12 protein-coding genes are annotated in these 16303 nt (G+C 70.2%); 7 read left to right on the top strand and 5 right to left on the bottom strand.

The window, feature by feature from the left end; genetic code table 11:
• Positions 1-39: 39 nt before the first annotated feature.
• Complete coding sequence (locus STRTU_RS07075) at positions 40-261, bottom strand: hypothetical protein (protein ID WP_159742758.1); 222 nt, start codon at positions 259-261, stop codon at positions 40-42.
• A gap of 182 nt (positions 262-443) precedes the next feature.
• On the opposite strand from STRTU_RS07075, the gene STRTU_RS07080 reads away from it, so the two are divergent.
• Both STRTU_RS07080 and STRTU_RS07085 read left to right on the top strand, forming a co-directional pair.
• On the top strand, positions 444-1172 hold the full coding sequence (locus STRTU_RS07080; RefSeq protein WP_159742759.1) for a TetR/AcrR family transcriptional regulator: 729 nt from the start codon (positions 444-446) through the stop codon (positions 1170-1172).
• Positions 1173-1489: 317 nt separating this feature from the next.
• On the top strand, positions 1490-2215 hold the full coding sequence (locus STRTU_RS07085; protein WP_246240188.1) for a transcriptional regulator: 726 nt from the start codon (positions 1490-1492) through the stop codon (positions 2213-2215).
• A gap of 85 nt (positions 2216-2300) precedes the next feature.
• Here STRTU_RS07085 and STRTU_RS07090 read toward each other — a convergent pair whose 3' ends face one another.
• Positions 2301-3839: a nucleobase:cation symporter-2 family protein gene (locus STRTU_RS07090; RefSeq protein ID WP_159742760.1), complete on the bottom strand. Its 1539-nt coding sequence runs from the start codon at positions 3837-3839 to the stop codon at positions 2301-2303.
• Between the two features lie 389 nt (positions 3840-4228).
• Between STRTU_RS07090 and STRTU_RS07095 the strand changes: the two genes are divergently transcribed.
• From STRTU_RS07095 to STRTU_RS07105, 3 genes are read left to right on the top strand one after another with little or no spacing between them, the layout of a single operon-like run.
• Positions 4229-6616, top strand: a complete 2388-nt coding sequence (locus STRTU_RS07095) for an ABC transporter ATP-binding protein/permease (protein WP_159742761.1) — start codon at positions 4229-4231, stop codon at positions 6614-6616.
• 16 nt (positions 6617-6632) lie between these two features.
• Positions 6633-7364, top strand: coding sequence for a hypothetical protein (locus STRTU_RS07100; RefSeq protein ID WP_159742762.1), 732 nt, complete (start codon positions 6633-6635; stop codon positions 7362-7364).
• Positions 7361-8404: a serine/threonine-protein kinase gene (locus STRTU_RS07105; protein WP_159742763.1), complete on the top strand. Its 1044-nt coding sequence runs from the start codon at positions 7361-7363 to the stop codon at positions 8402-8404. Before STRTU_RS07100 ends, STRTU_RS07105 begins: the two co-directional genes overlap by 4 nt.
• Positions 8405-8438: 34 nt before the next feature.
• On the opposite strand, the gene STRTU_RS07110 is transcribed toward STRTU_RS07105, so the two are convergent.
• Positions 8439-9776 (bottom strand): streptophobe family protein, encoded by a 1338-nt coding sequence (locus STRTU_RS07110; protein WP_159742764.1) that lies wholly within the window; start codon positions 9774-9776, stop codon positions 8439-8441.
• A gap of 299 nt (positions 9777-10075) precedes the next feature.
• Here STRTU_RS07110 and STRTU_RS07115 point away from each other — a divergent pair, with 299 nt between their 5' ends.
• A complete protein-coding gene (locus tag STRTU_RS07115) occupies positions 10076-11413 on the top strand; it encodes a DUF6777 domain-containing protein (RefSeq protein WP_159742765.1) in 1338 nt (445 codons plus the stop codon).
• A 242-nt stretch (positions 11414-11655) separates the two neighbouring features.
• The gene (locus tag STRTU_RS07120) at positions 11656-12828 is read left to right on the top strand and encodes a L,D-transpeptidase family protein (protein WP_246240190.1); all 1173 of its coding nucleotides are present in this window, start codon (positions 11656-11658) and stop codon (positions 12826-12828) included.
• A gap of 71 nt (positions 12829-12899) precedes the next feature.
• Here the strand turns inward: STRTU_RS07120 and STRTU_RS07125 are convergent, their stop codons facing one another.
• Together STRTU_RS07125 and STRTU_RS07130 are read right to left on the bottom strand one after the other, a co-directional pair.
• Positions 12900-13958 carry an aldo/keto reductase gene (locus STRTU_RS07125; RefSeq protein WP_159742766.1) on the bottom strand — a complete coding sequence of 353 codons (1059 nt, stop codon included), beginning with the start codon at positions 13956-13958 and terminating at the stop codon, positions 12900-12902.
• A gap of 188 nt (positions 13959-14146) precedes the next feature.
• The gene (locus tag STRTU_RS07130; protein WP_159742767.1) at positions 14147-16204 is read right to left on the bottom strand and encodes a phosphocholine-specific phospholipase C; all 2058 of its coding nucleotides are present in this window, start codon (positions 16202-16204) and stop codon (positions 14147-14149) included.
• Between the last annotated feature and the right edge of the window lie 99 nt (positions 16205-16303).

The following is a 16303-nucleotide window of genomic DNA, read 5'->3' on the forward strand; positions in this document are numbered from 1 at the left end:
TCCGCCCTGCTCCCCGTTCCGATCCCGCTGTGAGCGGCCTCAGCCCCGTCGCCCCAGCGCCTTCGCCCGGGTGTGGGACCAGCCCGTCAGCAGCACGCCCATGGCGAACAGCGCCAGATGTACGGCCAGCGTGAGGGCGAAGCCACCGCCGAGCCAGCCGAGGAATCCGGTGTCGGTGTGGTCGAAGAGCAGCCGGATCGCGCCCTGCGCGAAAACCACCATCACGATGGCCCCGGCGATCTGCAGGATGTCGTACTTCATCAGTCCCCCAAGTCCCGTTGATAAGTCCTCTGTTCCCCCGAGGACGTTACGAACGTATCATTCGGCAAGCGGCCATTGGCCCGCTAATTGCTGCTGAATTCGATTTACGTCACACAATTCAGGGATTCGGGAGGGGAATTGTGCGTGCGGAAAAGGGGCGGGCGGAAGGGCCGGTGTGCCGGATGTGCCGTACAGCCCTCTCCCCTGCGGGGCGGGGCCGGCCGGCGCTGTATTGCTCGCGCAGCTGTCAGGCCAAGGCGTACCGGCGGCGCAAGCAGACGCCGGTCCCGGCGGCCGGGCGGCCGGCGCGACCGGCCCCGTCGGGCAAGCGCCTGCGCATCGCCGAGGCGCTCTGGCGGATCGCCGCCGAGCGGGGGCTGCACGCGGCGAGCCTGCGGGAGGTCGCGGCCGAGGCCGGGATGTCGCTGCGCACGGTTCAGTACCACTTCGGGAGCAAGCACCGGCTCCTGGTCGACGCGCTGCATCTGCTGCACGCGGAGAATGAGCGCATCGCCCGCTCCCGTATCCGGTTCGATGGCACCGAACCCCGGGGTCTGCTGCGGGCGGTGCTGGAGGAATTCCTGCCGGTGGACGCCCAGCGCGCCACCGCGCTGCGGGTGTTCGCCGCGTATTACGCCCGCAGTCTGACGGACCCCGATCTCGCCAGGGTCTTTCTCCCCGCCGAGCAGCCGCTGGAGCGGATGGTGGCGGAGCTGATCGCCGCGGCGCAGGCCGACGGGCGGACCGCGCCCGGTCTGGACCCGTGGCACGAGGCCGATCTGCTGGTCTCGGGTGCGGTGGGGCTGGGCGGCGATGTGCTGCACGACCGCCGCACGCTGGACGAGGTGCGCCGCACCCTGGACTACCACCTGGACAGGATCTTCGCCGGAGAGCCGCGCACGCGACGCTGATTCCGGCGAAGGACATCCGCCTCTGCGTAACGCTCTGATCACGTCCCGCTGTCCGCGCGGTCTCAACGTGTCACTACCGACCGGTAAGCACCGAGGCATCGGCTATACCCAGTAAGGGAGTTGAGGCGTGGAATCGGACAGATAGCGCACATCTCCCCCGCGCCCGCCCGCACCGCTCGGCGCGCCCTTCGAGTCGGCGGGGAGCTGTAGATTCGTACGTATCGCCCATCTGTTAATCTGCCCGCTCCTGGATGTTCCTCCATGCCCGCTTCCCCCACGCACCCTCCCTTCGCCGGGTGCAGCGAGGTGTCCCGTTCGTGTACCGCACTCCTTTCTCTCCCGCCGAGGCCAGATCCGCGCGGGCCCGGGTCGGCCTGAGTACGACTCAGGTCGCCCAGTCCATGACGGCATGCGGCACGCCGGTCCACCCCGAGCAGGTCGAGGCATGGGAGTACGGCTCCCAGGTGCCGACCGAGCCGCAGCTGTTCGTCCTGGCGGATGTCCTGTGGTGCCCGCCGACGGTGCTGATGGGCGTCGAGCCGCGGACCCTGGCCGAGCACCGGATGGCGCGCCAGCTGAGCGTGGGGCGGCTGTCGCAACTCATCGGCATGGAACCGGACGAGTACTGGGCGGCCGAATCGGCGCAGCAGTGGAACGGTGACTACCGGCAGACCAAGGCGCTGGTGGAGGCGCTGGGGCTGTCGCTGCGGAAGCTGATCGGGGTGATGGGCCAGGACGAGGTGCTGGCCGGGCATCTGCGGGCGGCCATCGACGGGCGCTGGAAGTCGCATGTCGGGCCGGTCACCAAGATCACCACATTGAACAAGACGCGGGTGAGCGACGCGCTGCGCACGATGCACGGGGAGTTCGCGGAGTTCTCCGAGCGCTATATGGGGCATGTGGTGGCACGGAACGACGATTCCCGGCTCAAGGAGGTCGCGGCCGAGCGCTCGGCGTATCTGCGCCGGCTGGTCGACCACTTCTGGGACCTGATCGGGGACGCGGGCGAGGCGCCGCCGTTCAACACCGTGCCCACCGGCTGACGGCGGGCGGCGCGGGCACCGACGCAAACGGGCGGGGAGGGAACCGGGTGTCCGGTTCCCTCCCCGCCCGCTGCCGTTGACGGACTCAGCGGCCGGGGTTGCCCCAGTCCGGCCCGCCCTGCGGGTGCTGCGGCCCCGGAGCGTGCGGCGGGACCGGCCGGTGGAGTGCCTGCGGGGCGTACGGTTCCGCCGGTGCGGGCGCCCCGAACGGCTCGTGCGCCGCTTCCGGTTCGTCGCCCTCGATCTCGTCCCAGTCGATCTCCATCGTCTTACCGCGGGTGAAGACGTTGAAGAAGAGGTTGAGCAGGACGGCGGTCAGACTGCCCAGTGTGATCCCGCTGTTGAGGACCGCCCGGACGTCCTCCGGCATCCGCTCGAAGAACGGCGCGACCGCGTTCGGCAGCAGCGCGGCGGCGAGGCTGACCGCGAGGATCAGGGCGTTGCGCTCCTCGCGCAGGTCCACCTTGCCGAGGATCTGGATGCCAACTGCCGCGACCATGCCGAACATCGCGATCGCGGCACCGCCGAGCACCGGATGCGGAATGGCGGCCACCACACTGCCCGCCTTCGGCAGCAGCCCCATCACGATCATGAAGCCGCTGGCCGCGACCACCACGAACCGGCTCATGACCTTCGACATCCGCACCAGGCCGATGTTCTGCGCAAAGGCCCCGTACGGGAAGGAGTTGAAGATTCCGCCGAGAATGGTGGCGACGCCGTCGGCGCGCACGGCATTGGCGACGGTGGTGTTGTCGACCTTCTTACGGGTGACTTCCCCGATGGCGTAGACGTCTCCGGTGGTCTCCACCATGGTGATCAGCATGACGATGATCATGGCGATGATCGGGAACACCTCGAACTTCGGCATTCCGTAGTGGAAGGGCGTGCTGACGCCGACCCAGTCGGCACTCTGTACGCCGCTGAAGTCCACATCGCCCAGGAGCCAGGCGACGCCGGTCCCGGCGACCAGGCCGAGCAGCACGGCGAGGCTGCGCAGGTACGGCTTCCCGAGCCGGACCACGAGCAGGATGAACAGCAGGGTGCCCAGCGCGTAGGCGAGGTTCTTGGAGGAGCCGAATTCGGCGTGGCCCTTCAACTGCGCACCGCCGGCCGCGTCCTGCAGCCCCTGCGGGATCAGGGTGAGGCCGATGACGGTGAGGATCGTGCCGATGACGATCGGCGGGAAGTACTTCATCAGTTTGCTGAAGAAGGGTGCGAACAGGAAGGTCGCTATGCCCGCGGTGATCACCGCGCCGTAGACGACGAGCAGGCCGGCGGTGCCGCCGCCCGCGCCCAGCCCGATGGCGATCATCGGGGAGACCGCGGTGAAGGTGACACCCTGGACCAGCGGCAGCCTGGCGCCGATCTTCCAGACGCCGAGAGCCTGGATGATCGAGGCGACACCGCAGGTCAGCAGGTCCGCATTGATCAGATAGACGAGTTCCTCGCGGGAGAGACCCAGGGCGTTCCCGAGAATGATCGGGACGATCACCGCTCCCGCGTAGAACGCGAGGACGTGCTGGAAACCGTAGAGGGCGAGTTTGCCGACGGGGAGTACCTCGTCGACGGGATGAGTCCGCTGCTGAGAGAACTGCTCGGGGTCTTGTGGGGAGACTCGTGCCATCTCTGCCTTGCCTTCGGGAGGTAGGTGAACAAGAAGGGACCGGCCCGCCGTGTCCCGGAGGACGGACGGGCCGGCTGGGTCTTACAAAGCCGACGTTCAGCGCTGTTACCGACACCACGCAGCCCTGCACTGCGCGGTGCGTCCCGGTTCCGCAGGACTTCTTTCGACCAGTGCGGCAAATTCCGGCATTTCCATGGAATTTGCAAGTGGGACCAATCGGAGCGTTCACCCTAGTTGACCTGTGCCGTTTCTCGCGAGTAACCGGTCGTATTCGCTCGGATAAAGGGTGATCATGCCCCGAATTGCCGTTTTGGGAAGGGGACTTTGCGGGCCGGCGCCCGCTGCCGCGCCGACAGGCGGAGCCCGGCTCGCGGCCGTAGCATTTTGGTATGGCTGAGCGGCAGGATGCGCCCACCGCGCCGGAACTCGTCATCGAGTCCGACGGCAGCACACAGGTGATGAGCCCCAGCCGCACCTACCACGTCGGACGGGACCCCGCCTGCGAACTCGTGCTCCACGACGCCCGGGTCTCCTGGCATCACGCGGTGCTGCGGACCAAGTCCGGCCACTGGACCGTGGAGGACGAGGACAGCACGAACGGCACCTTCGCCGACGGGCGGCGGGTGCATGAGACCGGTGTCGGGCCGGGCAGCGTGATCCGGTTCGGCAACCCCGCGGACGGTCCGTGCGCGGTGCTCTCCGGGGTGTCACCACCGCCGGCCCCGCCCAAGCCGCCCGCGCCACAGGCACCGGCCCCGCCGCCGACCCGTATCGAGCGGCCCTCCGCCGTCTCGCATCCGGCCGGTACCCGTACCTTCCGGCAGCCCAGCTCCGTACGGCCACTGCCGGCCGCCCGGACCACCCGGATCGGCCGCGCCCCCGAAAATGACCTGGTCGTCGACGACCTCTCGGTCTCCCGCCGGCACGCGGAGCTGCGCGCCGGTGCCGAGGGCTTCGAAATCGTCGACCTGGGCAGCCACAACGGCACTTACCTCAACGGCCAGCCGGTCGACCGGGCCCCGCTGATCCCCGGCGATATCGTCGGCATCGGCCACTCCGCGTTCGCCCTGGTCGGCGATGAACTCCAGGAGTTCATCGATACCGGCGAGGTGTCGCTGGACGTCCAGGATCTGGCCGTACGCGTCGACAACGGCCGCAAGACGCTGATGGAGCAGATGTCCTTCCCGGTGGGCGAGAAAACGCTGCTCGCCGTGGTCGGGCCGAGCGGCGCCGGAAAGTCGACGCTGCTCAACGCGCTGACCGGGCTGCGCCCCGCGGACGACGGCACGGTGCTCTACGACGGCCGGGACCTCTACCGCGACTACGCCGAGCTGCGCCAGCGCATCGGCCTCGTCCCGCAGGACGACATCCTGCATCTCCAGCTGACCGTGCGCCGGGCCCTGGGATACGCGGCGGAGCTGCGCTTCCCCGAGGACACCGCGAAGGAGGAGCGGCAGGCGCGGGTCGACGAGGTGATCCATGAACTGGGCCTCGACCAGCGGGCGAACCAGCCGATCCACAGCCTCTCGGGCGGCCAGCGCAAGCGGGTCAGCGTGGCCCTGGAGCTGCTGACCAAACCGTCGCTGCTCTTCCTCGACGAGCCGACCTCCGGTCTCGACCCCGGTATGGACCGCTCCGTGATGCATATGCTGCGCGGCCTGGCGGACGACGGCCGTACGGTCATCGTCGTCACCCACAGCGTGCTGAGCCTGGATGTCTGCGACCGGCTGCTGGTTCTGGCGCCGGGCGGCACCATCGCCTACTACGGACCGCCGGAGGAGGCGCTGGCCTACTTCGGGTTCGAGCAGTGGCCGGAGGCGTTCGAGGCCTTCGAGAACGACCGGGAACGTCCCTGGGCGGAGCAGTTCCGCGCCTCGCCCGAGCACCGGCGCTATGTCGCCGCGGACTCCCATCAGCCCCTGCGGACCCCGGAGGCCCCGTCGGGCCCGGTGACCGCGCCGAAGGGGCAGAGCTGGGGCAAGCAGCTGCACACGCTGGTCCGGCGCTATACGGCGGCGCTGACCGCGGACCGGACCTTCCTGATCATCATGGTCGCGCTGCCGTTCGTGATGGGCGCGATGGCGCATGCCCTGGCCGGGTCCGCGCTCACCCAGGACTCGGCGGTCAACGCGCTGCTGATCCTGTGCGTCGGAGCGGTGCTGACCGGCGCCGCCAACGCGGTGCGGGAGCTGGTCAAGGAGCGGACCATCTATCAGCGGGAGAGAGCCGTCGGCCTGTCCCGCTCGGCCTATCTGATGTCCAAGGTGCTGGTGCTGGGGCTGATCACGATCGTCCAGGCCGTGGTGCTGACCCTGGTGGCGCTGATCGGCGTCAATCTGAACGCACCCGGCGGCAAAGGGGTGTTGATGCCGCCGCTGATCGAAATCACCCTCGCGGTGGCGCTGTTGGCGTTCACCGCCATGATGCTCGGCCTGTTCGTTTCCGCGCTGGTGCGGAAGGAAGAGGTCACCATGCCGCTGCTGGTCCTGCTCGCGATCGTGCAGGTCGTGTTCTGCGGTGCGCTGCTCAAGCTGAACGGGGTGCCGGTGCTGGAGCAGTTGGCGTGGCTGGTGCCGTCCCGGTGGGCGCTCGGGGCCATGGCGGGGACCATCGATCTGCACCACATCATGCCGCAGGGCACCGCGGACCCGCTGTTCCAGCACAAGCCGGGGACCTGGCTGCTGAACATGGGCATGATGATCGTGCTCTCCCTGCTGCTGGGGTTCGTGGTCGCCAAGCTGCTGCGGCGGCACGAGCCCGAGATCATGCGCAAGTAGTGCCGAGGAGCCGCCTGTGACCTCGCCGGAATTCCTCCCCAGCCATGTCGTCCCGCCGGAAGGTATGGCGAGTTGGTCGGCCCCGGACACCACCCGGCCCTCGGCACCGCTCGATCCGCTGTTGCCGGTCCAGATCGTCGACCGCCGTGGCGACTGGGCCCTGGCGATGTGCTCCAACGGCTGGTCGACCTGGGTCGATGGCCGCCTGCTGCTGGCCGTCCCGCGCGAAGCACCGGCCGCCGCACAGCCCGCCGCCCGGACCGCGGACCCCCGTCCGCTGCTGGGCGCCGTGGAGAGCGACCTGAGCCGCTATCGCAAGCTGATCGAGGAGCTGGCCGCCGGGCAGCTGGACGGCGAGTCGTTTGGCCGGCGCACCCGGGGCACCCGGCTGGGCGTGGTCGTGGACGGCGATGCGCTCTGGCTCTACGACGCCCGGCACGAGCGGTGGTGCTACTGCGACGGGGTGTCGCTGCAGACCTACGCGGTGACGGCGGGGCCGTCGTCGCGGTCCGGGGAGCGGCAGGGGGACGGGGCGGAACCGGAGGCATCTGAGGCACCGGAGGGGCCGGGTCAGGCGGCGGGTGCCAGGGCGGCCCCCTCGGCCGCCGGCGGGCCCGCCCCGGCACCGGACCCCCAGGCGCCGGGCCCCCCGGACGGCCCGTCGGCGGCGGACCCCGGCCGGACCCGCGCCATGCAGCCCGGCGAGCGGCCGCCCCCGCCGCCGAACCCCGTGGGTGAGATCCGGTGAACGGCGAGGCACCCGGGCGGCCTCAGCGGCACTCCACCGCTCCCGACTCCTCCGGGCTGCGCGGGCGGCAGATCGCCGAGTATCTGCTGCAGGACGAGATCGGCCGGGGCGGGATGGCGGTGGTCTACCGCGCGGAGGACCTGCGGCTCGGCCGTACCGTCGCGGTGAAGCTGCTGGCGCCCGAACTCGCCCGGAACGACACCTTCCGGCAGCGCTTCGCCCATGAGTCCCGGGTCGCCGCGGCGATCGACCACCCGCATATCGTGCCGGTCTTCGAGGCCGGGGAGACCGAGGGCGTGCTCTACATCGCGATGCGCTACGTCCAGGGCCGGGACCTGCGGGCGCTGCTGGACCGCGACGGCCCGCTGCCGCTGGAGACCGCCTGCCGGATCGCCCTCCAGGTGGCCTCCGCGCTGGACGCCGCCCATGCGCACGACCTCGTGCACCGGGACGTCAAACCGGGCAACATCCTGATCGCCGAGGGCACCGACAGCGACCGCCCCGAGCACGCCTATCTCACCGACTTCGGGCTGACGAAGAAGTCCCTGTCGCTGACCGGGTTCACCAGTGTGGGCCAGTTCGTCGGCACGCTGGACTATGTGGCGCCCGAGCAGATCTCCGGCCGCCCGGTGGACGGCCGCTGCGATGTCTACAGCCTGGCCTGCGTGCTGTTCGAGATGCTGACGGGGGCGCCGCCGTTCCGCCGCGACGACGACATGGCGCTGCTGTGGGCGCATCAGTACGACCCGCCGCCGGCCATGACGGAGCTGCGGCCGGACCTGCCGGAGACCGTCGACGCGGTGTTCGCCCAGTCCCTGGCCAAGGCGCCGGAGAACCGCTACGAGACCTGCCGGGGGTTCGTGGCGGCACTGCGCGCGGCCGGCCGGGCCACGGTCCCCCCGGTCGCGGCCGGCACCCCCCAGGCCCATCCCATGACGCAGGTCGACATCCCGGCGGACCAGGGCGGCCGGCGCAGCGCGGCACCCCCGCCACCGCCGCGCTGGGCGACCCCGATGTTCCCGGGGCGGACGGGGCCGTAGGGGACGCCCGCGCTCACGGCTTACTGAGGCGCTCTCACGGCTTCGGCGGCTCATGCGGCACCGGTACCTCACCCGGATGCCGTACGCGCCGCGCCAAAAGGCTGCCGAGGAAGCCGGTGACCAGTCCCCAGAGGAGGCCCACCCCCACCAGCCGGAGCAGCTGGGGTTCCAGGGTGACCTCGCCGCCCAGGTCGCCGCCGAGGTCGCCGATGCCGATCACGGAGAGTCCGTAGTGGGCGGAGATCCGGGTGAGCAGTCCGACGACGAAGAGGGTGACGGCCAGTGCCACGGCCATCTCGACGGCGTGCCGCCAGGCCGGCAGCCGGGCCGGGGAGCGGACCGCCGCGGTGAAGGCGGCGGCGAGCAGCACCACGGCCGCCACCGCCACCAGCAGCCAGGCCCGGCGGTCGTGTTCGGCGAGCGAGCCGAGGTCGAGGGTGCGCTGTCCGTGGGTGCGGAGGACCTGGTCGAGGAGGTGTGGCAGGGGCAGTCCCAGGGCCTTGTCGATGTGCCCCACCCAGGCGCCGCCGGTGCCGATACCCAGCGCCATCCAGGCCAGGTTCGGCAGCCCGAGGAAGATGACGGCGAGGGTCTGCGCCGGGCGGTCGTTGGTGATGAGTTCGACGATGCCGATGACCAGCCCGATCACGGCGTAGCCGAGCAGCGTCAGCAGCATCGCGAACGCGGGTGGCCGTACGGAGTCCTGGAAGTGCAGCAGCCGGGGCGAGAGCGGGGCCCGGCGCGAGATGACGAAGGTCAGCGCGAGCAGCGCCAGTACCCACAGCAGGCCGACGCCGAGCGTCGCGGGCACATCGGCGCGGAAGCCGACGGTCGGTGTGGCGCCCAGGTCGGTGCCGATCTCGTTGGCGAGGTCGTTGCCCACGGAGATCCGGAAGCTGTGCCGGGCGGCGAGCGAGACCAGCAGCAGAAGGACCAGCCAGCACACGGCCGTTCGGGCGATCCGGCCGAGCAGCTCCCGGGTGGTGGCCACCGCACGGTGCCGCAGCGGCAGCAGGAAGACGGCGGCGAGCACCAGCGCTCCGGCGAGGGTGACCGACAGCGGGATGACGTCCAGGGCGGCATCGGCCTCCACGATGTCCCCGGCGCCGCCGGACAGCCCCACCGAGCCACCGGCCGCGACCAGCACGGTGGCCGCCACTACGGACGGGAACGCCCCGCCGGGAAGGTCCGTCGCACCCGCCGCCCACAGGCCGATGGCGGCGACCACGATCATGGCGACGAGGGCCGCCACCGTCGCGCCGAGGGCCTGCGCCCAACCGCGGAGGAGGGGCGGTGCGCCACGGGACGGTGCGCCACGGGACGGCGCCGGGCCCGGGGAACCGGCGGACGCGGGGCCTCGCATCTGGCTCAACCTCTCTTCTGCCGGTTTTGGCCGTGGGGCGACGGAAGGTGCCTGCAATTACCGCAGGTACGGCACGCACGCACCACCGTAAGCACCGGCGTGCCGCCCCGCTTGCGGACGGCGCCGCTCCCGGGCACACAATGTCCTTGACCTAGACAAACCGGGCAAAATTCGCATAGCCGGATGGCCCACACGCGTCGGAAGAGGCACCCGTGACATCTCCACCGCCGCCTGACAGCCACCCGACAGGACCGCCGTCGGGCCCGCTCTCCGGTACGCCGTCCAGCCCCGGACACGAGCCGACACAGGTGGGCTCATGGCCGGGGCAGGGCCAGCCGGAGGAACCCACCGCGCCCGGCTACCAGCAGCCTCCGCCGGGCGGCCCCGGCCGGGGCGGCGGGGGTGGCGGCGGCGGTGGCGGTGGCGGCCGCGGGGGCAAGGGCGCCGGAGCCGGCGGGCCCTGGTGGAAGTCCGCGCCGCGGGTCGCGATCCTCGCGACCGCCGTGGTGGTGGCCGTGATCCTCATCGTCGTCCTCACCCGTCCGGGCGGCGGCGGAAGCGAGGTGTTCGCCGAACCGGTCTCCTCCACCGGCCAGGACCCGGTCACGGCGTCATCGGCGAACGAGTCCACCCCGACCCCGTCCGCCACCCCGCGCAAGCCGTCCGGCGGCGGGAACAGCGAGTTCTCAGGGGCGACGCCCGGCCTCTACGGCGGTACCGAGAACAGCGCGAGCTGCGATGTCGAGAAGCAGATCAGCTTTCTGACCAGCGCCCCGGCGAGGAACCAGGCGTTCGCCGGCGTCCTGGGCAAGAAGCCGGGCGATGTCCCGTCCTATCTGCGGTCACTGACGCCCGTTCAGCTGACCTATGACACCCGGGTCACCAACCACGGCTTCAAGGACGGCAAGGCCACCACCTTCCAGTCGGTCCTGCAGTCCGGCACCGCGGTCATGGTCGACTCGTACGGGGTGCCGCGGGTGCGCTGCAAGTGCGGCAATCCGCTGACGCCGCCGACCGCGCTCCAGGGTGATGTGAAGACGGTGGGCAGCAAGTGGCCCGGATACCAGTCCTCGAATTCGGTCGTCGTCAAGCCCGCGAAGTCCAAGATCAAGGAATTCACCCTGCGCGACCCGAAGACGGGCACGTGGTTCAAGCGCCCCGAGGGCACCACCGGCGGCGAGGACCGCAGGACGAGCGCCCCGCCCGAAACGCCCAGCGGGCCCGCCTCGTCGCAGCCGCCGCCGGGCCAGTCACCGCCGCCCGGCCAGCCCAGCCCCGGCACCACCGGACAGTCCAACGGGGGCACCGGCAGCTCTCCGTCGGAGACCGGCGGCGGGACATCCCCGGGCGGGCCGACCGACACCTCCACCGGGGGTGGGGGCACCTCGACCGGGAGCAGCTCGCCGGACGGCGGAACGACCGGCGAGACCACCACCGGCACCACCACCGGCGAGAACACGACAGGGAACACGACAGGCGAGAACACCACCGGCACCACCACCGGCGAGAACACCACGGGGAACTCGACCGGCCAGAACACCACCGGGAACACGACCGGCCAGAACACCACCGGCAGCACGACAGCCGGCGGCCACGCCGGCGGTCAGTCGGCCCAGGGCGGGGCGACCGGCGGCGGGTCCTCCTGACGCCGGACACACCGGAAGGAAGACGAAGCGGCGGGCGGCCGGAAGGCCGTCCGCCGCTTTTGCGCGCTGTTTCTTCACGCCCGATATCGAACTGTGTCCTAAATCCTCCGGCATCCGGGACAACCCCCTTGGCGGACAACCCCGTCTGTTAGTGCGGCGGGTGCATCGGCGACCCCTGACGGCGACCCCCTCACGGGGCCGGGCCCCGCCACTGACAGTTGTTCTGCTTTGGAGGGATCCCCGTGCACGCCGGACCACGCCGCCACTCCGCTCGGTTGCTACCCGCCCTGACCGCGGCAGCCGCGCTGCTGACCGCGTGCGGGCCCGGTGGCGCGTCGAAGGCGGACCAGCCGGCGACCAAGGTGACCGTCACCCCGACCGCCGGGAGCACCCCGGCCAAGCTCGGCTCGGACATATCCATACGGGCCGAGGGCGGCAAGCTCACCTCGGTCGAGGTCGCGAACGACAAGGGCGGCAAGGTCTCCGGACAGCTGACCGGTGACGGCGCGTCATGGAAGTCGGACGGCAAGGTCATGCCGGACACCACCTACACCGTGCGGACGAAGGCCAAGTCCGACGGGGGCAAGGAGTCCTCGGCCACCTCGAAGTTCACCACGGAGAAGGCCGGCAAGGTCAACAAGCTCACCAACACCCCGTCCGGCGGGGCGACCGTGGGCACCGGAATGCCGGTCTCGATCCTCTTCGACAACCCGATATCCAAGGACCGGCAGGCCGACATCGAGAGGGCGCTGAAGGTCACCACCCAGCCGAAGGTCGAGGGCTCCTGGGGCTGGGTCAAGGACTACTCCGGCAAGGACCGCATCGACTGGCGGCCCAAGGACTACTGGCCGTCCGGCACCAAGGTCTCCGTGAAGGGCGCGCTGTCCGGTATCAACTCCGGTGACGGCGGCTGGTTCGCCCGGGACTACAACTTCGGCTTCCGCATCGGCGCCGACCACAAGGCCGTCATCGACGTCCCCTCGCACACCATGACGATGTACGAGAACGGCAAGAACGTCGGCAGCATCCGCGGCTCCGCCGGCTCCCCGCAGGACCCGACGCGCGGCGGGGTGCACACCGTACGCAGCAAGAACGCGGCCGAGACGATGGACTCCGCGACCATCGGCCACGGCAGCGAGTGGATGCTGGACTCCAAGTGGGTCACCCACCTCACCGCGTCCGGGACCTTCCTGCACTCCGCCCCGTGGAACAAGTCGGTCGGCGTGGAGAACAACAGCCACGGCTGCTTCGGCATGACCACCTCGGACGCCAAGAGGGCCTACGACTTCCTCACGATCGGCTCCACGGTCGAGGTGAAGGGCACCACCAACACCAACAAGACCGACGTCGGCAACGGCCTGGAGGTCTGGCAGGAGAACTGGGACCAGTGGAAGCAGCGCAGCGCGCTGAACTGACCCGCTGAGCGCTCCGCCGACAGCAACGGACGCCGCCGCCCGGACATGCGGGCGGCGGCGTCCTGCGTAGGTCAGCGGATCTCGCTCGCCGTACGGCGATGGGTGGAGCGCCGGTCCTCGATCGCGGCCCAGCGGTCGCCGTAGACGTTCTCGATGATGCCCGGATCCCGCAGGAAGTCGTGCGGGAAGCCCAGCGAGACCGCGCTGGTCCGGTCGAGCCGGTCCAGCGACTCGGCGTCCAGCGTGAGGTCCACGGCGCCGAGATTGTCGCGGAGCTGGCTCTCCTTGGTGGCGGCGACGATGGGAATGATGTTGCCGGGGCGGCTGCGCAGCCACGCCAGCGCTACCTGTGCGGGGCTCCAGCCGCCCTGCTCGGCGATCTCCAGCACCGCGGTGATGGTCTCCTCCTCGTTGTGGTCCCGGGTGACCCGGTCGTCCACGCCGTCCAGCCGCCCGGTCTCACCCCGGCGGTACTTGCCGGTGAGCTTCCCCGCCGCGAGCGGCGCCCAGGCCAGCACGGCCAGATCGAAGGCGCGGGCCTGCGGCAGCAGTTCCCGCTCCGGCGTCCGCTCCAGCAGGTTGTAGCGCAGCTGCGAGCCGGCGAAAGCGGTCCAGCCGCGCAGCTCGGCAAGGGTGTTGGCCTGCGCGATCTCCCAGGCGGGCCAGTCGGACACCCCGATGTAGAGCACCTTTCCCGACCGCACCACGTCGTCGAGCGCCCGCATCACCTCCTCCACGGGCGTGAAGTTGTCCCGTGCGTGCACCCAGAGCACATCGAGGTGGTCGGTACGCAGCCGGTCCAGGCTCGCCTCCACCGACCGGACCAGGTTCTTGCGGTGGTTGCCCGCCGCGTTCACATCGCCCTTACGGGTCGCGCAGGTGTACTTGCTCGCCAGGACGAAGCGGTCCCGGCGGCCTTCCAGCAGTTCACCGAGGATCCGCTCCGAGGCGCCGTCGGTGTAGTTGTTGGCGGTGTCGATGAAGTTGCCGCCCGCGTCGGCGTAGAGGTCCAGGATCCGGCCGCTGGTGTCCTTGGCGGCGCCCCAGCCCCAGTCCTCGCCGATGGTCATGGCGCCCAGGCTCAGCTCGCTCACCCGCAGACCGGTCCTGCCGAACAGTGTGTAGCGCACGAGGTTCCCTTCGTTCAGCGACTGCTGTAGGTCGTGCGCCCACGCTAGGAGCTGGAGCGCACTCCAGGGCAAACCGGCGCACCCGCCGGGCCGTTCACGCAGGACGGGGCGCCCGCCTGCTGCGGCGGGCGCCCCGTTCTCCGCCGGCGGCCCGGCGGTATGAGCGTCGTGGTGAGGGCCGTGGTACCTCAGCCCGTGATGATCGCCGGGTCGCTCACACCCGCCTCGCCGTTCTCCACATGGCCGGCGAACCGGCGCAGGAAGCCGGGGTCCGAGTCACAGGTGACCGACAGGTCGTACCAGCGCTTGCTGGCACGCAGGTCGAACGACTTCTTGACGGTGGCGCCCGCACGGACCGGGTAGGTCTCGGCGGCGCCGCCGTAGGACTGGGTGACGGTGAGGTGGCAGTCGGTCTTGCCGGGGTTGGTCAGGGTGAGTTCGACGCTGCCGCTCTTCGCCTCATGGCGGGCGGTCACCTCGGGTCCGGTCTTCTTGCCGTCCCCCTTGAAGGTGCGCAGGAAACCGTTCGGCCCGTAGACGGTGAGGTCGTAGGCGTCCTTGGAGTAGGCGGTGTTCCAGGTGTCGGAGATCGTCTTGCCGGCCTCCGTGGTGTACGTCCAGGGGCCGTCGGTGCGGTTGCCACCGGTGACGGTGAAGCAGGCGCCGGCCTTGTCGCCGCTCTTGAAGGTGAGGGTGAAGCGGCCGGTGGACGGGGCCGCGGACCCGTCGACGAGCGGGGCGTACGGCAGCGGGCGGGCGGGACGGGAGCCCGGCTCCTGCTTGGGCAGCACCGGGTTGGCCGGCGGCTTCGGCACATAGCTGTCGTGCCGCTCCTTGTCCGGCGGCTGGTAGCCGTCGGTGGCGGGGAGCGCGGCCGGCTTGGTGTCCTCCAGGCGGAAGTCGAAGGCCGAGGTCAGGTCGCCGCAGATGGCGCGGCGCCAGGGCGAGATGTTGGGCTCGTGGACACCGAAGCGGCGCTCCAGGAACTGGATGATCGAGGTGTGGTCGAAGACCTCGGAATTGACGTAGCCGCCGGTGCTCCAGGGGGAGACGACGATCATCGGGACGCGCTGGCCGAGACCGTAGGGACCGGCCTCGTACTTGGCGTTGCCGCCGAAGCTGTCGAGCGAGGTGTCCACGGTGGACTTGCCCTCGTCGGCGGAGGCCGGCGGGAAGGGCGGGGCCACGTGGTCGAAGTAGCCGTCGTTCTCGTCGTAGGTGATGAGCAGGGCGGTCTTGCTCCACACCTCGGGGTTGGAGGTGAGCGCGTCCAGCACCTGGGAGACGTACCAGGCGCCGTAGTTCGCGGGCCAGTTGGGGTGCTCGGAGAAGGCCTCGGGGGCGGCGATCCAGGAGACCTGGGGCAGCTTGTCGGCCTTCACATCGGCCCTGAGCCGGTCGAAGTAGCCGTCGCCCGCCTTGGCGTTGGTGCCGGTGCGGGCCTTGTCGTAGAGCGGGTCGCCGGGCTTGGCGTCACGGTACTGGTTGAAGAACAGCAGCGAGTTGTCGCCGTAGTTGCCGCGGTAGGCGTCCTCGATCCAGCCCCACTTGCCGTTCGCGTCCAGGCCGTCACCGATGTCCTGGTAGAACTTCCAGGAGATCCCGGCCTTCTCCAGCCGCTCCGGGTACGTCGTCCAGCTGTACCCGAGCTCCTCGTTGCCGAGGACCGGGCCGCCGCCCGAACCGTCGTTGCCGACGTGGCCCGTGTACATGTAGTAGCGGTTGGGGTCGGTCGCCCCGATGAACGAGCAGTGGTACGAGTCGCAGATGGTGAACGCGTCGGCGAGCGCGTAGTGGAACGGGATGTCCTTGCGCGTCAGATGCGCCATCGTCCCGGCGGTCTTGGCAGGTATCCAGTTGTCGTACTTGCCCTTGTTGCGGGCCTTGTGGCCGCCCGCCCACTCGTGGTCGAGACCCTCGATGAACTGCATGCCGAGGTTCTCGGCGTCCGGGTGGTAGGGCAGCACCTCCTTGTCGCCGTCCGGCTGGTGCCAGACGGACTTCCCGCTCTCAAGGATCAGCGGACGCGGGTCACCGAAGCCGCGTACGCCCTTCATCGAGCCGAAGTAGTGGTCGAAGGAACGGTTCTCCTGCATCAGCACGACGACGTGCTCGATGTCCTTGATGGATCCGGAGCGACGCTTGGCGGGGATGGCTGCGGCACGGGCGATGCTGCTCGACAGGGCCGAGGCGCCCGCGGTGGCTCCGGCGATCTGGAGGAAACGCCGCCGATTCAATTCAGACATGGGGTGGGGAACCTCTTTGCGTGTGGGGGAGTTGGCGAAATAACGGGTGGCGATGTTCGGTTGTGTGAGGAGTGGTGCGAAACCACGGTCAGCAGAGTG

Source organism: Streptomyces tubercidicus (assembly GCF_027497495.1).
Taxonomy (GTDB): Bacteria; Actinomycetota; Actinomycetes; order Streptomycetales; family Streptomycetaceae; genus Streptomyces; species Streptomyces tubercidicus.